We start from the raw sequence: 16,010 nt of genomic DNA, 5'->3' as shown, positions 1-16,010 counted from the left end.
TTAGTTATCTTTATAAAAGATCTTTTATAAACTTAGTCATTTTCAGAGTAACTTTAGTGTTATTTAATATTCAAAACGCACCATAATTGATCGTAGTAAATAGAGTAAAATTTAATCATTTTTAGATTATTTTGATATAAAAATTATAAATGCTATGTTTCACGGCCGATATCACATGCTAGATATATGTTATTCTATGTTTTATATGATTGAAATTTAATATAAATTAGGTCATACAATGGCGATTTACATATATATATGCTAGTTTAAGTCTGCATAATGATGTGGTCTGCTGCTGTGAAACATTTGATATTTTTTAATTATCTATTTTCAAATATATGGAGGTAGTTTCTTGCACTATTTTGATATGAATAAGTTTTATAAAATAAGATCCTTTTCTTTTTGGATGTATATCGTTTTGATTGCTGCGGCATCTATATTTTCTTTATATGAGATATTTAAGGGAAGTGGAGTTCCAATACTTCCTACTATAGTATCAGCTTTTATTTTTGTTTATTCCAGTTCAAGAAGAGAGATAGTTGAAAATTACCTGTACGACATATCAAAAATTAAGTATAGAAGAGTAGATGCGTGCGCGACTACGATATTGTTTCTTTCAAATGTTCCACTTGTACTATCTATGTACTCTATATTTAGAAAGGTATTCATCAGTAGAACTCAAGGAGGTTTTAAATATGATGCTATAGCAATAGTTGCTAGTATAATTATAGTTACACTGCTGAGCCTTCTTAAGTGGATTTTAAAGTTTGTCACCTCGTCAATAGGACTAAAAAGAATGAGTATGAGAAAGTATTCTGATAATTTAGAAGATAACGGATCATGCATTGATGAGAATGATGAAGTTATTAAGTCTTTTAAAACAAATAATGGAATGACAAGGTTGTCCGACGATTATTTTGACTATTTAAGCAATGACGGAAATCCCGACGAATATAAAGGTATCAAAAGTGTTTTGAATGAATATACGATTGAATTAAGATCAACTAGAAATGGACAGAGATATTATGTAATACTTGATACGAATGATGGCACACATCCTGGAGCTTTTGTTAAGATTATGTTTGATGCTTTATATGATGGAAACAAAGATTTGAATAAGAGTATTCCGATGTTTAGGGAAGACACTTGGCCGATGTTGGATCAAGGATCAGATAAGAAACTTCATGAGAGTTTAGTAGAGTCATTTATTGGCGAAGTAAAGAGTTATTTTAGATCTTGGCTTGCTAAGTAGCTTAGTATTTTATTGATTGCTGGAGACTATAATTGATTGCTTTGTATGGATTAAATTTAGCCCGTGTAGTGAGTTAAGTTCTTGTTGTGTTAGTTTATTGGTGAATAGATTAAATTTGTTAACTGCTTTAAATTAGCTGAGACGAGAGAATAGAAGAGTAGTAATAGAAAAGTTTGATCAGAGTATGATAAAATTATTGTAGATGAAAATTGAGGTTGGGATCAAGGTTAAAATTAATATGGTTGTCAATTATAGTAAACGTGGAATAAACGAGATAATTTTAATCATGTTTGCGTGTAGTAACTACCCTGTATTTTTAAAAATTTTAGTCCTTGTTTTGAGTAAAAAATCCCCGTCACTTACTTTTTGAAAGTATCACTAACTATGGTTATTTGTACTCATAAGATTTTAGATTAATTTTTGAGTAAAAAAGACAACTTAATAATTATTTTTGAAACGGTCATTTTTTAATAAAGTGACTGTTTTTTTATTGTCATTTTAGCAGCAGCCAAAAAGTCGTTTTTTTGATTACTGGAAAAACTGGACGACTATTTTTAAAAATTTAAAATTATTTTTTTAAAAAGTTTTATGTGTGTTTTTAACTACTCAATTTTTCCACCAAAAATTTCTCACACTATTTTCTAATTTTTTTCTCATGTCAGCTTAATTTTTATTTTTGCCTATTTTTTCTAACATTTTTATTTTTACTTTTTATTTTCACTCACTTAATTTTTTATCTATCCAATTTTTATTTTTATTTTCAATTTTTATTTTCTCACACTCAAAAAAAATCTCACTGAAAGATTTTTAATCACTATCACAAATTTATTTTTTTATTTTCACTTTTCACTTTTCGATATCTCACTTTTTATTTTTCATTTTTCTTTTTATTATTCTATTCTTTCACGCACGCACACACAACACACGTATATATCACTAGTCATTTAATAGGCTATCACTCACACCAGGCACACGCTAGGGACTCACTGGCACACTATACAACTATAGATTGATAATCATACATAACTATATATAACTATATATAACTATATTATTTTATTATCACACTATAATTTTTAATCAGTCAAAAATATATTATCATTTTTTTATTTTCGCTATGATCCCGACAATTTTATTTTATATATTATTTTCTTACTGATACCACGCGACAAACAATAAAATTAAATAAAAGTTTTTTTGTCTATATATAGAAGGAAAAAGTTTTTTAGAAAAAAATCAAAAATCTTTTAATTTTTTGTTGACAATTGAAAATTATATATGGTATAGTTGTTTCAAGTTAAACGAACGCAACAAACAAGGCACTACAGAAACACACGTTTAACTTTATATACTATTAAGGAATACCATCACAACAAACTTTTAAATTCTTTTTTAAAAAAGTGTTGACAACAAATAAGCAAGTATGGTAATCTTTAAACATCAACAAACGCAACAAAAAATCTTTTTAAAAAATTCTTTTAAAAAGTAGTTGACAATCGAAAAGCTATCGTGTAACATGATAGACAGGTTAGACATCACTAACAAAACAACTTCAAAATTCTTTTAAAAAAGAGTTGACAATCCACAAAGCAATGTGGTAAAGTTAAAACAGTTAGTGAGCCATAACTTTTGACAACTAACTACTCAAACTAATTGCTAGGTATTCCAATTCAAACTACCTAAAACAGAAACACATTTTTATTTTATCGAAAAAGAACCATAAGTATTTACATCTGTTAAAACTGATTGCAAGTAGGCAATTCAAAAAATACGTTTAGTAATTTTAGTCTATGAAAGTATCGAACCATGAAAAATTGTAGGTGCTGATATAAGTAGCCTCTTATATCAAGAAAGATTATCAAACGGCGTTCATTGATAATTAAATAGGTAACGGCTAGAAAACTTTTAAGAGACTCTTATAAGTTGATGTTATAAAAACAATCGCTATCATGCTTGAGAAAGTGGACTACCATTTTTAAAACAGACCGAATGAACTTAATTCGAAGTGAAAATGATTGCCAGTAATAACTATAAAACTTGCCAAAATAGGACTTATCTCCTAATTCATATCGTTGCTTTACTAACCATGTAAAGACCGTTACCACGTAGAAAACTTACTATCGAACTAAAACTTTTAGATAGTAACTTAGTATACAAATATTATCGTAGAAACTTTAAACTGATACTGATTTTAATCAGTATCAGAAACAAGGTTTTTACCTTGAAATAATCGACTGTAGGAAGTCAAAATGAAAGGAAGTAAATAAAATGTTTAAATTAATGAATACAGTATCAATCACACTAATGAACGAGGATAACAATCAAAAACCGCTTAATTATGGTGCATTCTTAAAACAGGCAGCAAATGAATTTGGAGGATATACACTAACTAATCAAGAAGGTGGTTGGTTGTCTGATGAAATTAACGAATTAATGGTGGATAAATCTCAAAAATTAGACTTGAGTTTTGAAGAGTTAGATTCTGGAAAATCACAAGTAATTAGCAACGTGGCAAACTTCTTATTTGATAAGGACTTTGGAGGTCAAGAATCGATATTCGTACAATTGGACGGAAAGCCTATGCTAGTATTTCCAGGTCAAGTAGCAGAAATGATGGAATTTATAGAATCACATTACAACGTAGAAACAAAAACAACTGTAAAATAATCGGACTAGGGAAGGACTTCCTTCCCTTAATAATTGGAGGAACTCAAAATGATTAAAATATTCATGTTATCAAACTTAATCGCACTATATACAATCGTAGGAATCGCGAACGGCTATAATATCGCTTATCGAATCGTTAGACAACGCAAACAATCTAAAAAAGAGTGCTTTTTAGCATTCGTAACAATTATCGTATCATTGCCAGTCTTTATTATATCAATCGTATCACTACTAGCATTCTATAGAAAACGCAAAGTTGAAAGAAGAGAAAGACAAGGATCGGTGGCTTAATATGAAAATCAGAAATATTGTAGGGATTATTGTATCATTCGGATTAGGTTTATCAGTGAATGCAATTGTAAGCAGAACGGAAGCAAGTAATAATAAGCAAAAAAATGACGTATCATATCAAGTAATCGAAACGGAAAAAGTAAAGGTAGAATATTGGGATATTGACAATGGCGACTTTGATATATTAGTGACACCAAAAAATGAATATAATATATCACCCGAATTTTCTCTTGATGAAACTAAATATTATCAAGATGGCTACCTAGTTGGGAAAACAGAATCGAATGCAAAAAAATTATTTAACAATAGCAAGGAAAAATACCCTAATATCGTAACATGGGATTTTGATTGGAATAACTAATATCACGAATAAAAAGAAATTTTAGGCAAGTGACAAACAGGAACGCTTGCCTAAAATAAAAGGAGAAAATTAAAATGAAAAACCCGACAAAAATTAAAGTACCTAAAAAATATGCAGATTTTATTGATGAAATACATGATGGCGATGGTTATTGGGCTTATTGTAAAGATGGCTATATATTCGGTGCGACTGGCTGCCAAACGGCTCATGCCTACACTCAAAAAGAAATTTTAGCTGAAATAAGAACATTGCAAGAAAATAACTAATATCACGAATAAAAAGAAATTTTAGGAGGAAATAGAAAATGAAAGAATTAAGAGCACTTATCGAATTAATGGTGGAATTTGAAGGAACAATAAACATCTTAGGTAATGACGGAAAAATGTATGAAGCTTGCGAACTTATTAGAGATTTTCATGAGAAAAAAGAATTTAAAGCAATGGGTGTTAGTTATTGGCTAATTGATTGTTTTGGCAAGGCATACCAAGGAGAACAAACGACTGGAGGAAAAAATAATATTGAACCTGTGTCGGGATTAAAAGAAATTTTAGATTGGGTTCGCGAGCTTTTAGATGAAGACGGTCATGTGTACCAACACTGTGACGAATGCGGACATCACTTTACAAGTGGCGAAGGAATGTTTAGATATGCAGATGGCGATTATTTATGTAACGGCGATTGCTTTAGAAAAAAATTCCCTACGGATAGAGACTGGCATATCTACGCTTTAGAAGATTGGTGGAAAGAGTATGGCGGAAACGAACAATGGACGGAAGAGGAATTAAAAAAATTAAGTGACGAAAAACTTGATGAATTAATGAGTGAAGCAGTAGACGATTGTGACTTCCCTTGTTTCTATACAGAAGCATAAGTATTTACATCGGACAAAAAAGAAATTTTACCTAATAAAAATCGGAGGAATTAAAAATGAAATTACATGAATTAATGGCGACAACAGAATACTATGACGGCGAATTGATTTTAAATGGTCACAACTTTTGGAATGAGTGCAGCTTTCACTTCAATCAAGTAAAAGTTAGTGAATCGGCACTAAAAGAGTATGACGGCGTATTAAATGCAGAGTATATCGGGAAAAATAAAGATGGCGATATTATGCTAGAAAATAAAAAACTTGATAGCGAACAAACGGCAACGCAAGGAAGAAAATTTCTATTCGCTCATAGTGGTTACATATCAGATAAATTATATCAAGAGTATTTTCCAGAAATGGAATAAGCAAGTGTTAAATCACTTGCTAGATTGTATGAACCTTCCTACAGGAAAAATAAAAAAACTTCCATTCGTACAATCTAGTAAGTGATTTAACACAAATAAAAAGAAATTTTAGGAGGAATTAGAAAATGTTGACATTGAAAGAGAAAATAATTGAAAGTGCCTTAAGTAAAGGTAATCATTTTGAAATTTGGGAAAAGGAAGTGAATAAAACCGAGATTGGAGTTGAGACAGAAGTAAAGAGTCGTACAAGAGAGTACATGCTAGACCACGAATTTGATTACCTAGACGAGTTGATAGATTTAGGGTACTTAAAAAGATTAAATAAAGATGAGGGTACATTTAAGCTAGGTAGCAGTGAAGATGACGAATTTCTACTAAAAATTGCTTATACATTTACGGAAGCCTGTGGGTATATTACAGAATACGAAAATGATTACTACGAAGTGGCTAAGCAACAAGGCATAATCGCGAAAGAATTTTTAGCAAAAAAAGAAATTTTAGGAGGAAATAATAATGGCAACTAACAATTTTTGGAATCATGAGAACGGTATATTCGTATTACAACAAATAAGTGAGTCAGACGCAAAAGAAAATTTAATCGAAAACGGCTGGGAATTGGCAGATATTACAGAAGAAGCCATCCAGGAAGAAATTAACATGTATGAAGAAATGGATTGTGGAGAAATGTTTAACGACGGTTGCGGCCTAAACTATTGGTTGACAGAACGCGGCTATACAGTAGTAAAGGAAAAAGGAAATTATTCAGCAAAAGTTTATAACAAAACAGATAAGCTTGTAGCCGAGTTAACTCTTGAAAGTGGGTACTATGCAGGTGTGCAAGTAATTGTAGAGACCGATCCCGACAATTTACTTGACGGATACTACGATACACAAGCTGAATTATTGGAACAGTACACACCACACCACAAACGTTTACTTAAATTAATTGGCAAGTATACAACGCCATTATTGAAGGTTGCGCAATTTAGCAACGGCGAAGCGATTTATAAAGCAGCGTAAAAAAGAAAATTTAGGAGGAAATGAAATGGGAATCGAAGAAAGAAAGTACATTATTGAAAGATTAGAAATTATGAGAGGACATGGGCAATTCGAAGGACAGACAGAAGACGATATGGACTTCTCAAAATTAAGTGACGAAGATTTGAAATATTACAGTGATGAATGGCTTGTTGGTCAGTTTGACGAAGAGTAGTTAACGAATAAAAGAAATTTTAGGAGGAATTAAAATGAAAGAAAAGCAATATAAGGTATTAGATGATTTTTCAAAATTAGAATCTAGCATGACTGAAAGTGAAATTATAGAGTATGCAAAAACATTAAAAGGAGAAATGGAGAAAGAGACATTTGAAGAGTCGTTTGAAGTAACATGTATTTGTAGCGCATTAAGCGTATTAGAATCAGCCAATATTTATTGCAAAAACATTGATGATTTTAAAGATTTTTATGAGAAAGAATATAAAAATGAAATCGGAGGCAGCGAAAGTGACTTAAAGGATAGCTGGAAGATGTTTGTTGACAGCCATGATTATTCCGAGTTTATTAACTATAATTTACTGATTGACACAATAGACCAATGGATAACTGATATGCAATTTGATTAATGACAACTGTATAAAATGATGATTTTAACAACTAAAAGAAATTATCGGAGGAATGGAAATGACTTACAAACTTATCGAAAAAGAAACTGGAAGCAAGATTATAGATGAATGGTGCAAAGGACAGGATAACGAAAGCTATGAATTTACAAGCGAAAATACAGGCAGCTTTATTTTCCAAGATGGAGAAATTTTTATAGGAGTCATAAATGAAACCTATTCAGAATGCAACGTAGAGGAATTTGACACATTAGAAAAAGCAGTAGCTTGGATAAACGGAGAAGATGAAGCGGAGGAAATGGAAATGGAAACATTAGAAAATAAATTTAATCAAGAGGATATCTCATACATATTAGAAATGGTTGGCATTCAAGGTGACATTATCAACGAAGGATACGAAGCTATCGATGGAGATTGTGACCTACATGAGTATGGTGAGTTTGTGACAAGTGTTAGATATTCAGACACAGTAATGAAGGCCTGGAAAGATGAAGATAGTCCATATCATTATTGGTCGCAATTATTTAGTGACAATCAACTTATGAAATCGGCAGTGAACGAGATTGTAGAAAAAATTAAAGGCGGAAGAAAATAATGAAAACAGTAAAAGAATTTTTATCAGAAGAAGAATTGGCAGATGTTAGAAAGAATCATGAGCAGATGTTTTACGAGTCATTTATGTACGACGGACTAATATACGACACAGCATTGAAGGCTATTGAAGAGTGTTGTGGAGAAGATGGATTAAAAAAAATTGCTAGAGGGTACGCAAGAAAAGAATTTGATAGAACTATTGATATGACAGTAGAAGAATACATTGACTACTACGGAGATAATGACACAACAGTAGCGAGTAAGTGGGAAAAATATCTAAATGATGTTGAGAAGTTTGCAGAAGATTATTTAAACATATTCCAATTGACAGATGGTACGCCAGCCAACTTTAAAACATTCGTAGTTATTTCAATTTAAAGTTATCAAATAAAAAAGAAAATTTAGGAGGAAGAAAAATGAAAAAACATACAAGTAAGTTAGTGATAGGAATCTTATTAGTAACGGTGGTAGTTATGGCCGCAGCACTTAAAGAAAGGAAGCAAGAAGCAGATTATTATCATACTCTTCACAACAGACAAACTTGGATGCTTCAATTACTAGATGATGAATCAAACAATAAGCTTGGCAAAGAGATTGAAAAGCGTATGAATAAAGATACTGACGAGGTTTTGAGCAAGCGATACGAACACATGAATTATAAAGGGCAAAAATAAAAAGAAATTATCGGAGGAAATGAAAATGAAAACATTTGAAGAGAGACTAGAGCAGTATTTCCAAGAAAAAGATATAACAGACGAAGATTTAAAAAAATCAATTAAGAATTGCCTTGGAAAACCATCGGGCAACGCCGAAGAGATAATTAATGAAGTTGATAGCGATTGTCAAACATACTACTACGACGCAAGTTTTGAATCGGTGTTAGATTTATATTCAAACTTATTCAGTGAAGAGACGCCAGCTGGGATCTTTGAAAGTGTATGCGGGTATTATGGTTGCGATACGCTGTTCGTTACAAGTGACTTACATGGAATATCAGTAACAACACATTAAACCATAAGTATTTACATCTTTAATCGTTGCTAGAGCACTTATTAATTAAGTGTTCTATGGAGCAATTAAAAAAATTTTAGGAGGAAACAAGATGATTATAAACCCAGTAATTTTATACTATGAAGAAAAAGGTGTCGAGAAGGTAGTCGCGTTTGAAAGAGAGTTTGTTGAGAAGTGGCTAGACGGTGTGACAGATGGTCAGCAAGATTTAGAATTTTTCCTAACTGACTACACATATGACGACGTAGAAGCTTTAGTATTAGAAAAATCATTAGAGAAATTAATCTAGGAGGAAATAAAGATGACACAGGAAAGAATGAAAGAAATTGCAGAAGAGGTTAAAGGAAAAGCAAATATAGGCTTATCAGATATTTATGATGGACGCTACAACGATGATGAAATTGAATTTTATCTAACTATGAGAGCTAGAGAAAACGTTAAATACACAAATATGTAGGGCAGCATTAAAAAGAAATTTTAGGAGGAAGAAAAATGAAAAATTTAGGGTTTGATATTACAAAATTAAATGGTGGCAACGTGACTTATGAGAACAGAAAATTTGTTGGAGGACTTAAGACAATCGCGAGATTAGAGCAGAATGGAATTATTACAGAAGTATCTTATGTAAAAGGCGAAAACAATAATCTATCAGCTTACTTGGCCTTAGCAACAAGAATGAGTGAAAACGGAAAGAACAAAACGTCAAACCTAGCGAATGACATTAGACATCTATTATCTTATGGACTAACTCAATTAGAGGTAGCTAATAAATTAGATAAGAAGAAGTCTTATATTAATCAAGTAGTAATGTTATACCAATTAAATAATCGTCCACAAGTAATTGTCGGTCAGCAATAATTATTGTCAGAAATAAAAAGAAATTTTATTAAATGCGAAACGCAGTGATAAGCAAGGTTAATAAAAATCGAAAGGAGACATCATGAAATTAGAAAATGCCGTAATAATAAAATCAACAATGAGCGGCCAAACATCGACAAATTATAAAGACTTTGAAGCGGCCGACAATTTTATGAAAAACCTAGCTAGTCAGTCAGAAACAAAAGAAAATTATCGAGACCACGAACAGTGGTACATAGAAACATCGGAAAATATTGGATATGAACTTAGATATAAAGAATACAAAAACTAAAAAATAAAGGTGGAAAATAAAATGACTAACAAATACGCAGAAATGAAAAGCAGACATCAAAAACGAGTAAACGAATTTCCTATGAGATTCTTCTTTGATGAAAAACAATTCGAGGAAGCAATGAATGATTTAGGCCTTACAAAAGACGACAAAGACAAAGTGTTATCAATTGCAGGTGGAGGAATCATTAGAAAAACTGACGCAGAAGCTTATGAAAAAATGTTTGAAGAGATAAGGGCAGAAGAAAAAAGAAATATCGCAGAAGATAAAGACGGAACAGGATATATCGCAGATATGTTTGAGTACGAGCTAAACAACCATGAATATGGATATACTTATGACGCTGATCCTGCTATTGAAGCACTTGGAATGACTGTCGATCAAATCAAGAATGATAATGCGTTACTGGTGGGAGTAAACATCGCAATGAAACGAATCGAAGATTTTGAAAATTCAAAAGAAGACTAATAAAAAAATAAAAATTAAAGGCGGAAATAATCGCAGAACAAAGCGAACACGATTGATAGAATATTTCTTTTATCAAGAAAAATAAAATAAAGGTGGAATTGAAATGGAAAAATATAACTTTACACACTTGTTAGATTTAGCAGAGAATAGCGAGGTTAATGAAAGATACAATAAAGAAAAATCTTTACTTGATAGAGGTTTAATTACAAAAAGTGAAGCTATCTATTCTTTTCAAAAGTGGGCAATGGATAAATTTACTAATCATGAAGCTTTTGAGATATGTACAAATATAGAATTTTAACTAGATAAAAAATTACACAAATAAAAAGAATTTATTGGAGGAATTGAAATGAGAATAGAGGTCATCAAGTCAAAGTACGAAACAGGAAGAGACTCTTATAAAGTCGAAGTATCCGAAGATGAATATATGGAAATTCTAAATAAAAAGTTGGAAGAACACAATTGTACAGAAAATGAAATAAGTCAAAATATAAGTATTAATATGTGGAAACAGTGTAGTTACAACGGATATACATACGGAAGCACACCAGAGCAATGGATTGAATACATGATAGTTAATTTTAGAAAAGATGTGGAATAGAAATGTAGATAAAACAATTATTTTAGAAAGTAGGAATATATCATGAAGATTTTTAAAGAAAAACCATATTTAGTTTATCATTCAGAAACAGAGAAAAATTATTTTAAACCAGAAAAGAGAATCAAAAGAGATAATACAGAGTATTTAATAGGTAATTATCAACAGAATAACTTATATGATAGGGAACAACTTGATTCAACTCACGAGGTAGAAGTTAAAATAGATGGCTTTAAGAGAGAAGAATATATCGAATTTATGGGGCAAGTCATCTTTGCTTCAAAGTATAAAAGATGACAGGAATAAAAAGAATTTTTGCTAAGGCATTCATATTATGAGTGTCTTATGGAGAAAAACTTTTAATAAGGAGAGGTTAATATGAGTTTAAGAGCATGGTTTAAGAGGTTTGATGTAGACAAAAATAGTACAACAGAAACAATCACTAATGAGTGTTTTTCATTCTTGGGAAGTTGCGAAGAGCTTAGTGTAGAGGATAAAAAATATTTAAACGAGCTAGGATATAGCGATGGTGAGATTTCAGAAATTGAAGAAATTATGGATGAAAAATAAAGGAGGAATAGAAAATGTTTGAATTTGAGTCAATTGAGTTCACTACACAGTCAGTAATGAATAAAGAAAAGAAAAGACTGGTAGAAGAGTTATGCGAGTTCGCAGGGGTTAAGAGAGAGGAATTTAGACTACAGCAGGGAAATGTTACAATGTATGGATTAACTAAGGAGGGAAATTGGATACCACTTACAAGTCACATAGGAGATTTTGCTGATAGAATTAGACAGAAGAGTTACGAGTCATTTAAGCTAAAAACTAAATTACAAATTAAGAAAAGAGGGAGTTAATCATGAGAAGAAAACATAAATTCATGTTGGTGGATAATAATATAGAGAATCACAAAGGAATAGAGCTTGCTATGTGTTGGGATATAATGACGGCGGATATGTTAGCCGACCATTACAGATCAGTGTACGAAGGTAACGACATGGGATTGAGTGTAATGTACAAGCTTGGACGAAAAGAAAAAATTATCGTAGATGGAAATAGTCAAGAAAATAAAGAAATTATCCAGGAGGGAAAATAAATATGAGTAGAGAAGACATTTTGAAGATAATCGAAGATAGAAAAGTTACGGTTGAAATAATGGGTCGTCAAATAAAACATGCTTATAAGATAGAAGAAATTGATACTTGTCACAATGAGAGAACAGCTGCAGTAAAAGAATTATATAAGCTTGAAGAGTTTTTATCTATGTTTGACAAGTATATCAAAGAGGTAAGAGAGAATGACGAATCAGAAATGATTGAAGCTGCAGAAGAATCTTTTGGTATGTAAAAAAAATATTAACCATAAGCATTGACAACAAAAGTATATAGTGTTATGATTCATTCATCAGCAAAAGTTTCAAAGAACCATAAGTATTTACAATTAAAAAGGAGAGATTAACATGGCACATTTTAAGAGAGTTAAATCATTTGATGATTTAAAGAAACAATTTAGAGAATTATCGAAAAAGCATCATCCAGACATTACTGGCGGAGACGATTCAGTAATTAAAGAAATTAACAATGAATACGATATGCTATTCCCGATTTGGAAAACGAAGAGTAAAGTCAAAACAACAGAAACAGCTAGCAGCACAAGATCTGAATTTTACACTCAATATGGATGGGCTGGTAGCCAGTATAATTCTAATCTTGGAACAAAAGAAATTGCAGCAAACTTAAGAAAATATGTAAAAGAAGTTTATCCGACTTGGAAATTCAGTATCACATGTCAATTCTATAGTGGAGGATCTTCTATCAGCGTGGCAGCAATGGAGGCCCCTTATGAAATTCTAGAGCGCGACAAGATTAAAGATAACTGCTACGTAGACTTTTACGATCACGAAGAAGGAGAAGATTTTAAAGCAGGTGGAATTAACATTGATATTCATAGAATGCGAGATAGAGAGGAAATGCCTATCTTAAATGATTTTGGATATGAAGTATTAAATGATGTTTTCGAGCAGCTTATGTCTTATAGATACGACGATAGCGACGGTATGATCGACTACTTTAGCACAAACTTCTACTATAGCTTTGGTCTTGGAAAATACGACAAAGGTTTTAGAATCGTTGAGAAGACAGCAAGAGTTAAGAGTCCAAAATTTGAAGTGAAAAAATAAATTGTCCCGAATCTAGAGAATTTTTCCTCGAGATTGATTCTCTAGATATCAACTTATACAAACGAGCAAATTGGAGGTAGAAAGAATGCCAAAACATGAAGATAATCGAGTTGCGATATTAAGATCTGGGGCTACAAACAAAAGAAATTATATTACAGCTGAAATGCGTCATTACAAACCAAGCGATTACGAGGCAGATGATCTAGAGTTTATCCTTATTAATCATGGAGTAAATGATCAGATGACAAAAGATCAAGTCATTACATTTGCTATGGGGTTACTGGAGTTGACTGGAGTATTAGAAACAGAAAAATTTATTAAGGAGTTATAAAAATGAAATTTATCGAACCAAGCTTTAAAGGAATGGTGTCAAGCGGAGACTTAAAAGGTCAGTGGGTATTTGGAACTGGATTGTCATTCGTAGAGTTTTCAGATGACTACAAGAAGGAAACTGGAAGAGAAGGAAATTGGTATTTAGATTTAACGGATTACGATGGACATGCAATAGTCGATGGAGATACTATCGGCCAGTTTATAGGGAAGACGGATGTTGAAGGAGAAAAAATTTATTCTGGAGACAATGTACTTATTACATACACAAATGGATCAAAATATATCGCTAAGGTTGTATATGATATTGAATCTGTAAGTTATAGATTGGAGATAGACGAAGATACGACGGTTCCTTTCAATAACTGTTTAATATCAAAATTAATCATTAACGGTGTTGTAGAGTTATCTAATAAGAATGTTATTTCTGAAATAAAAGTTATGTAAATAAAATGAACATTTTATAAGGAGGAAGTCATTTATGAAAGGTGTAGTATTTCCTACAGATATAGTAATTGATACGTGTGGATTATATCAGACTAACAAATCACTACTTACTAACGAGAACAGTGATAATGTATTCAAGGATCTGGAAGAGGCCGTAAAAGAAAGCAAAGGCGAATGTAGAACTATTATTATAGATTCTATTTAAAAAGTACATCAACGGAGGAAATTATGAGTAAGAGTTTAAAAGAAATTATCTTTACTGATACAAATGGAGTAGATTTAATAGTTCAATATAGGAAATCAGCAGTATTCTTTATGAAGCGATACGAAGACAGCGACTTAAAAGAGCATCCTCGTGGCGGCATTTACATTGATGGCAAAGGTCTTAAAAATGATTATGAATTTACGTCAGATCAATTTAAGAAATTACTAGATTCATTAAAAGAGATATCTGACGAGTGCTGGACAGACTTTAAACCAATTGAAGCCGATTCTATAAAGGCAGATTATGATGATTATTACGATCGTGACTTTGACAACAATGGTTACTTAAGAATTAAAGAACGTGGCATAGTTATTGAAGGCGCATATGCTCAGCCACCTAATAAGGATAATCTTACAAGGTTGATTAAGTTCAATAAAAGAACTTTTTCATCGTTTATTTATGACATGGAAAAAAGAATTTAAAGGGCAGAATAAAAAAGAATTTTTACTATAAAAATAAAAGGGGAAACTTATATGATTAACGCAGAGGAAATGAAAGTAGTATTCGGACAAGGAGACATTTTAGTAGAGGGTAGAAAAGATTTGACTCTTTGTGTATTTAGTCTGGGAGGAAATTATACTGTAGGAGAGCAGGTTAAGCCTGGAGAAAAGGATTATAAATTTGTTGGAGCCATTCAATCTACGGCACAAGGATGGTTCGATACGATTCAATATTTAAAAACTATTGATAAGCCAGATGTAGAGTCAAAAATTAACTATAACGGACGTGACCTAACAGTTATCTTTACTGGTGATGACTGGATGAAATCAATTAAAATCGTTCAAAGAGCTATTTTATATACATTAAAAATCGAAGCAGAAAGAATTGAGGCGCAAGAAAGTAAAATTCCAAGCAGCCTTATTTATGAGAATAAAAACGGAGAGGTAACCTGGATGTCTAGATCAAAAAATGTATTAAGTATTACAGAATCAGATATTGAAATCATTTCTAAATCACTAAAAGAGGATGCGGACAACACTAGGTTATCATTGAAAGAATCTAGAGAAAACATTGATAAAGTTCCTCAAGATAAGATGAAGACTTATGAAGCAGCTATGGATGAAATGGATCGAGATATTAAATATACAGAGGATTTATTATCTAAAATTAGCAACCCAAAAAATATTGATGAGGATGGATGGAGACATATCTTTATTACACTTGTAAAAGATGATGATGAACAAGCTGCATCATTCCTTAGAATGGAAAAGAAATCTGACGAATACTACAACAGCCTAAGAGATACTACTTATAGAGTCGAACTAATCAGTGGAATTGCAGGAATGTACAATGGCTAAAGTATACAAAGCAACCGTTTATTATGTTGATGCGAATGATCAAATTGAAAACAAAGAAGCTTTCAAAGGTGAGTTATCTCACCTTTTTGAAAGAGGCTATATGGGGAGAGCTGATTTAATCGTCGGAGAGGACGAGTCAAATGAGTTTGAGTGGCATGACGATATTGACTTAAATAAAATTAATGCCACGAAAGAAACTTATGACAAGTATTTTCAAAACAAAGAAAATGACTAGGAGGAATTA

33 protein-coding genes are annotated in these 16,010 nt (G+C 31.6%); all 33 read left to right on the top strand.

The annotated features are described in order from the left end of the window. Nucleotides 1–352 precede the first annotated feature (352 nt). The 33 genes from CBF29_RS06820 to CBF29_RS06675 all read left to right on the top strand — a co-directional run bounded on the left by CBF29_RS06820 (nt 353) and on the right by CBF29_RS06675 (nt 16,001). On the top strand, nt 353–1,252 hold the full coding sequence (locus CBF29_RS06820; RefSeq protein ID WP_126808801.1) for a Rossmann-fold NAD(P)-binding domain-containing protein: 900 nt from the start codon (nt 353–355) through the stop codon (nt 1,250–1,252). A gap of 2,268 nt (nt 1,253–3,520) precedes the next feature. Continuing rightward, nucleotides 3,521–3,919: a hypothetical protein gene (locus CBF29_RS06815; protein WP_126808799.1), complete on the top strand. Its 399-nt coding sequence runs from the start codon at nt 3,521–3,523 to the stop codon at nt 3,917–3,919. 292 nt (nt 3,920–4,211) lie between these two features. Beyond that, nucleotides 4,212–4,571 carry a hypothetical protein gene (locus CBF29_RS06810; protein WP_126808797.1) on the top strand — a complete coding sequence of 120 codons (360 nt, stop codon included), beginning with the start codon at nt 4,212–4,214 and terminating at the stop codon, nt 4,569–4,571. 74 nt (nt 4,572–4,645) lie between these two features. Then, on the top strand, nt 4,646–4,837 hold the full coding sequence (locus CBF29_RS06805; protein WP_126808795.1) for a hypothetical protein: 192 nt from the start codon (nt 4,646–4,648) through the stop codon (nt 4,835–4,837). Between the two features lie 38 nt (nt 4,838–4,875). Continuing rightward, complete coding sequence (locus CBF29_RS06800) at nt 4,876–5,442, top strand: hypothetical protein (RefSeq protein ID WP_126808793.1); 567 nt, start codon at nt 4,876–4,878, stop codon at nt 5,440–5,442. Between the two features lie 56 nt (nt 5,443–5,498). Next, nucleotides 5,499–5,807: a hypothetical protein gene (locus CBF29_RS06795; RefSeq protein ID WP_126808791.1), complete on the top strand. Its 309-nt coding sequence runs from the start codon at nt 5,499–5,501 to the stop codon at nt 5,805–5,807. A gap of 125 nt (nt 5,808–5,932) precedes the next feature. Then, nucleotides 5,933–6,331 (top strand): hypothetical protein, encoded by a 399-nt coding sequence (locus tag CBF29_RS06790; protein WP_126808789.1) that lies wholly within the window; start codon nt 5,933–5,935, stop codon nt 6,329–6,331. Then, complete coding sequence (locus CBF29_RS06785) at nt 6,321–6,827, top strand: hypothetical protein (protein WP_126808786.1); 507 nt, start codon at nt 6,321–6,323, stop codon at nt 6,825–6,827. Before CBF29_RS06790 ends, CBF29_RS06785 begins: the two co-directional genes overlap by 11 nt. 25 nt (nt 6,828–6,852) lie before the next feature. Beyond that, complete coding sequence (locus CBF29_RS13750) at nt 6,853–7,020, top strand: hypothetical protein (RefSeq protein WP_170170015.1); 168 nt, start codon at nt 6,853–6,855, stop codon at nt 7,018–7,020. Nucleotides 7,021–7,054: 34 nt separating this feature from the next. Beyond that, on the top strand, nt 7,055–7,429 hold the full coding sequence (locus tag CBF29_RS06780) for a hypothetical protein (protein WP_126808784.1): 375 nt from the start codon (nt 7,055–7,057) through the stop codon (nt 7,427–7,429). Nucleotides 7,430–7,487: 58 nt separating this feature from the next. Then, a complete protein-coding gene (locus CBF29_RS06775; RefSeq protein WP_126808782.1) occupies nt 7,488–8,021 on the top strand; it encodes a hypothetical protein in 534 nt (177 codons plus the stop codon). Next, on the top strand, nt 8,021–8,398 hold the full coding sequence (locus CBF29_RS06770; RefSeq protein ID WP_126808780.1) for a hypothetical protein: 378 nt from the start codon (nt 8,021–8,023) through the stop codon (nt 8,396–8,398). The genes CBF29_RS06775 and CBF29_RS06770 overlap by 1 nt, the downstream gene beginning before the upstream one ends. Nucleotides 8,399–8,436: 38 nt before the next feature. After that, nucleotides 8,437–8,694 carry a hypothetical protein gene (locus CBF29_RS06765; RefSeq protein WP_126808778.1) on the top strand — a complete coding sequence of 86 codons (258 nt, stop codon included), beginning with the start codon at nt 8,437–8,439 and terminating at the stop codon, nt 8,692–8,694. 25 nt (nt 8,695–8,719) lie between these two features. Beyond that, on the top strand, nt 8,720–9,031 hold the full coding sequence (locus CBF29_RS06760) for a hypothetical protein (RefSeq protein WP_126808776.1): 312 nt from the start codon (nt 8,720–8,722) through the stop codon (nt 9,029–9,031). A gap of 91 nt (nt 9,032–9,122) precedes the next feature. Beyond that, nucleotides 9,123–9,320, top strand: a complete 198-nt coding sequence (locus CBF29_RS06755) for a hypothetical protein (protein WP_126808774.1) — start codon at nt 9,123–9,125, stop codon at nt 9,318–9,320. Nucleotides 9,321–9,332: 12 nt separating this feature from the next. Then, nucleotides 9,333–9,488, top strand: coding sequence for a hypothetical protein (locus tag CBF29_RS13745; protein ID WP_170170014.1), 156 nt, complete (start codon nt 9,333–9,335; stop codon nt 9,486–9,488). A gap of 35 nt (nt 9,489–9,523) precedes the next feature. Beyond that, complete coding sequence (locus tag CBF29_RS06750) at nt 9,524–9,889, top strand: hypothetical protein (protein WP_126808772.1); 366 nt, start codon at nt 9,524–9,526, stop codon at nt 9,887–9,889. A gap of 82 nt (nt 9,890–9,971) precedes the next feature. Further along, entirely contained in the window at nt 9,972–10,181 is a 210-nt protein-coding gene (locus tag CBF29_RS06745) for a hypothetical protein (protein WP_126808770.1), read from the top strand. A gap of 21 nt (nt 10,182–10,202) precedes the next feature. After that, nucleotides 10,203–10,649 carry a DUF7659 family protein gene (locus tag CBF29_RS06740; RefSeq protein ID WP_126808768.1) on the top strand — a complete coding sequence of 149 codons (447 nt, stop codon included), beginning with the start codon at nt 10,203–10,205 and terminating at the stop codon, nt 10,647–10,649. 103 nt (nt 10,650–10,752) lie between these two features. After that, nucleotides 10,753–10,950, top strand: coding sequence for a hypothetical protein (locus tag CBF29_RS06735; protein ID WP_126808766.1), 198 nt, complete (start codon nt 10,753–10,755; stop codon nt 10,948–10,950). 48 nt (nt 10,951–10,998) lie between these two features. Then, nucleotides 10,999–11,250: a hypothetical protein gene (locus CBF29_RS06730; protein WP_126808763.1), complete on the top strand. Its 252-nt coding sequence runs from the start codon at nt 10,999–11,001 to the stop codon at nt 11,248–11,250. 42 nt (nt 11,251–11,292) lie between these two features. Next, a complete protein-coding gene (locus tag CBF29_RS06725; RefSeq protein ID WP_126808761.1) occupies nt 11,293–11,544 on the top strand; it encodes a hypothetical protein in 252 nt (83 codons plus the stop codon). 81 nt (nt 11,545–11,625) lie between these two features. Further along, nucleotides 11,626–11,817, top strand: a complete 192-nt coding sequence (locus tag CBF29_RS06720; RefSeq protein WP_126808759.1) for a hypothetical protein — start codon at nt 11,626–11,628, stop codon at nt 11,815–11,817. Nucleotides 11,818–11,831: 14 nt separating this feature from the next. Next, the gene (locus CBF29_RS06715; protein ID WP_126808757.1) at nt 11,832–12,104 is read left to right on the top strand and encodes a hypothetical protein; all 273 of its coding nucleotides are present in this window, start codon (nt 11,832–11,834) and stop codon (nt 12,102–12,104) included. Between the two features lie 2 nt (nt 12,105–12,106). Continuing rightward, nucleotides 12,107–12,343 carry a hypothetical protein gene (locus tag CBF29_RS06710; protein WP_126808755.1) on the top strand — a complete coding sequence of 79 codons (237 nt, stop codon included), beginning with the start codon at nt 12,107–12,109 and terminating at the stop codon, nt 12,341–12,343. A 2-nt stretch (nt 12,344–12,345) separates the two neighbouring features. Further along, nucleotides 12,346–12,594 (top strand): hypothetical protein, encoded by a 249-nt coding sequence (locus CBF29_RS06705; protein ID WP_126808752.1) that lies wholly within the window; start codon nt 12,346–12,348, stop codon nt 12,592–12,594. Nucleotides 12,595–12,706: 112 nt separating this feature from the next. Then, nucleotides 12,707–13,426, top strand: a complete 720-nt coding sequence (locus CBF29_RS06700; RefSeq protein ID WP_126808750.1) for an LPD29 domain-containing protein — start codon at nt 12,707–12,709, stop codon at nt 13,424–13,426. Nucleotides 13,427–13,511: 85 nt separating this feature from the next. Beyond that, nucleotides 13,512–13,757: a hypothetical protein gene (locus CBF29_RS06695; RefSeq protein ID WP_126808748.1), complete on the top strand. Its 246-nt coding sequence runs from the start codon at nt 13,512–13,514 to the stop codon at nt 13,755–13,757. A gap of 2 nt (nt 13,758–13,759) precedes the next feature. After that, nucleotides 13,760–14,203: a hypothetical protein gene (locus CBF29_RS06690; protein ID WP_126808746.1), complete on the top strand. Its 444-nt coding sequence runs from the start codon at nt 13,760–13,762 to the stop codon at nt 14,201–14,203. A gap of 34 nt (nt 14,204–14,237) precedes the next feature. Then, the gene (locus CBF29_RS13740) at nt 14,238–14,408 is read left to right on the top strand and encodes a hypothetical protein (RefSeq protein WP_170170013.1); all 171 of its coding nucleotides are present in this window, start codon (nt 14,238–14,240) and stop codon (nt 14,406–14,408) included. Nucleotides 14,409–14,431: 23 nt separating this feature from the next. Further along, nucleotides 14,432–14,890, top strand: a complete 459-nt coding sequence (locus CBF29_RS06685) for a hypothetical protein (RefSeq protein ID WP_126808744.1) — start codon at nt 14,432–14,434, stop codon at nt 14,888–14,890. Between the two features lie 51 nt (nt 14,891–14,941). Next, nucleotides 14,942–15,766, top strand: a complete 825-nt coding sequence (locus tag CBF29_RS06680; RefSeq protein ID WP_126808742.1) for a hypothetical protein — start codon at nt 14,942–14,944, stop codon at nt 15,764–15,766. Further along, nucleotides 15,759–16,001, top strand: coding sequence for a hypothetical protein (locus CBF29_RS06675; protein ID WP_126808740.1), 243 nt, complete (start codon nt 15,759–15,761; stop codon nt 15,999–16,001). Before CBF29_RS06680 ends, CBF29_RS06675 begins: the two co-directional genes overlap by 8 nt. Nucleotides 16,002–16,010: the final 9 nt, after the last annotated feature.

The organism is Vagococcus elongatus (assembly GCF_003987645.1).
Classification (GTDB): Bacteria; Bacillota; Bacilli; order Lactobacillales; family Vagococcaceae; genus Vagococcus_A; species Vagococcus_A elongatus.
The sequence above is the reverse complement of the archived record's forward strand: the minus strand, read 5'-3'. Positions and strand labels throughout refer to the sequence as shown.

Coding starts and splice junctions, on each gene's coding strand:
- CBF29_RS06815 (WP_126808799.1), top strand. CDS start 3,521: ATGTTTAAATTAATGAATACAGTATCAATCACACTAATGAACGAGGAT.
- CBF29_RS06810 (WP_126808797.1), top strand. CDS start 4,212: ATGAAAATCAGAAATATTGTAGGGATTATTGTATCATTCGGATTAGGT.
- CBF29_RS06805 (WP_126808795.1), top strand. CDS start 4,646: ATGAAAAACCCGACAAAAATTAAAGTACCTAAAAAATATGCAGATTTT.
- CBF29_RS06800 (WP_126808793.1), top strand. CDS start 4,876: ATGAAAGAATTAAGAGCACTTATCGAATTAATGGTGGAATTTGAAGGA.
- CBF29_RS06795 (WP_126808791.1), top strand. CDS start 5,499: ATGAAATTACATGAATTAATGGCGACAACAGAATACTATGACGGCGAA.
- CBF29_RS06790 (WP_126808789.1), top strand. CDS start 5,933: ATGTTGACATTGAAAGAGAAAATAATTGAAAGTGCCTTAAGTAAAGGT.
- CBF29_RS06785 (WP_126808786.1), top strand. CDS start 6,321: ATGGCAACTAACAATTTTTGGAATCATGAGAACGGTATATTCGTATTA.
- CBF29_RS13750 (WP_170170015.1), top strand. CDS start 6,853: ATGGGAATCGAAGAAAGAAAGTACATTATTGAAAGATTAGAAATTATG.
- CBF29_RS06780 (WP_126808784.1), top strand. CDS start 7,055: ATGAAAGAAAAGCAATATAAGGTATTAGATGATTTTTCAAAATTAGAA.
- CBF29_RS06775 (WP_126808782.1), top strand. CDS start 7,488: ATGACTTACAAACTTATCGAAAAAGAAACTGGAAGCAAGATTATAGAT.
- CBF29_RS06770 (WP_126808780.1), top strand. CDS start 8,021: ATGAAAACAGTAAAAGAATTTTTATCAGAAGAAGAATTGGCAGATGTT.
- CBF29_RS06765 (WP_126808778.1), top strand. CDS start 8,437: ATGAAAAAACATACAAGTAAGTTAGTGATAGGAATCTTATTAGTAACG.
- CBF29_RS06760 (WP_126808776.1), top strand. CDS start 8,720: ATGAAAACATTTGAAGAGAGACTAGAGCAGTATTTCCAAGAAAAAGAT.
- CBF29_RS06755 (WP_126808774.1), top strand. CDS start 9,123: ATGATTATAAACCCAGTAATTTTATACTATGAAGAAAAAGGTGTCGAG.
- CBF29_RS13745 (WP_170170014.1), top strand. CDS start 9,333: ATGACACAGGAAAGAATGAAAGAAATTGCAGAAGAGGTTAAAGGAAAA.
- CBF29_RS06750 (WP_126808772.1), top strand. CDS start 9,524: ATGAAAAATTTAGGGTTTGATATTACAAAATTAAATGGTGGCAACGTG.
- CBF29_RS06745 (WP_126808770.1), top strand. CDS start 9,972: ATGAAATTAGAAAATGCCGTAATAATAAAATCAACAATGAGCGGCCAA.
- CBF29_RS06740 (WP_126808768.1), top strand. CDS start 10,203: ATGACTAACAAATACGCAGAAATGAAAAGCAGACATCAAAAACGAGTA.
- CBF29_RS06735 (WP_126808766.1), top strand. CDS start 10,753: ATGGAAAAATATAACTTTACACACTTGTTAGATTTAGCAGAGAATAGC.
- CBF29_RS06730 (WP_126808763.1), top strand. CDS start 10,999: ATGAGAATAGAGGTCATCAAGTCAAAGTACGAAACAGGAAGAGACTCT.
- CBF29_RS06725 (WP_126808761.1), top strand. CDS start 11,293: ATGAAGATTTTTAAAGAAAAACCATATTTAGTTTATCATTCAGAAACA.
- CBF29_RS06720 (WP_126808759.1), top strand. CDS start 11,626: ATGAGTTTAAGAGCATGGTTTAAGAGGTTTGATGTAGACAAAAATAGT.
- CBF29_RS06715 (WP_126808757.1), top strand. CDS start 11,832: ATGTTTGAATTTGAGTCAATTGAGTTCACTACACAGTCAGTAATGAAT.
- CBF29_RS06710 (WP_126808755.1), top strand. CDS start 12,107: ATGAGAAGAAAACATAAATTCATGTTGGTGGATAATAATATAGAGAAT.
- CBF29_RS06705 (WP_126808752.1), top strand. CDS start 12,346: ATGAGTAGAGAAGACATTTTGAAGATAATCGAAGATAGAAAAGTTACG.
- CBF29_RS06700 (WP_126808750.1), top strand. CDS start 12,707: ATGGCACATTTTAAGAGAGTTAAATCATTTGATGATTTAAAGAAACAA.
- CBF29_RS06695 (WP_126808748.1), top strand. CDS start 13,512: ATGCCAAAACATGAAGATAATCGAGTTGCGATATTAAGATCTGGGGCT.
- CBF29_RS06690 (WP_126808746.1), top strand. CDS start 13,760: ATGAAATTTATCGAACCAAGCTTTAAAGGAATGGTGTCAAGCGGAGAC.
- CBF29_RS13740 (WP_170170013.1), top strand. CDS start 14,238: ATGAAAGGTGTAGTATTTCCTACAGATATAGTAATTGATACGTGTGGA.
- CBF29_RS06685 (WP_126808744.1), top strand. CDS start 14,432: ATGAGTAAGAGTTTAAAAGAAATTATCTTTACTGATACAAATGGAGTA.
- CBF29_RS06680 (WP_126808742.1), top strand. CDS start 14,942: ATGATTAACGCAGAGGAAATGAAAGTAGTATTCGGACAAGGAGACATT.
- CBF29_RS06675 (WP_126808740.1), top strand. CDS start 15,759: ATGGCTAAAGTATACAAAGCAACCGTTTATTATGTTGATGCGAATGAT.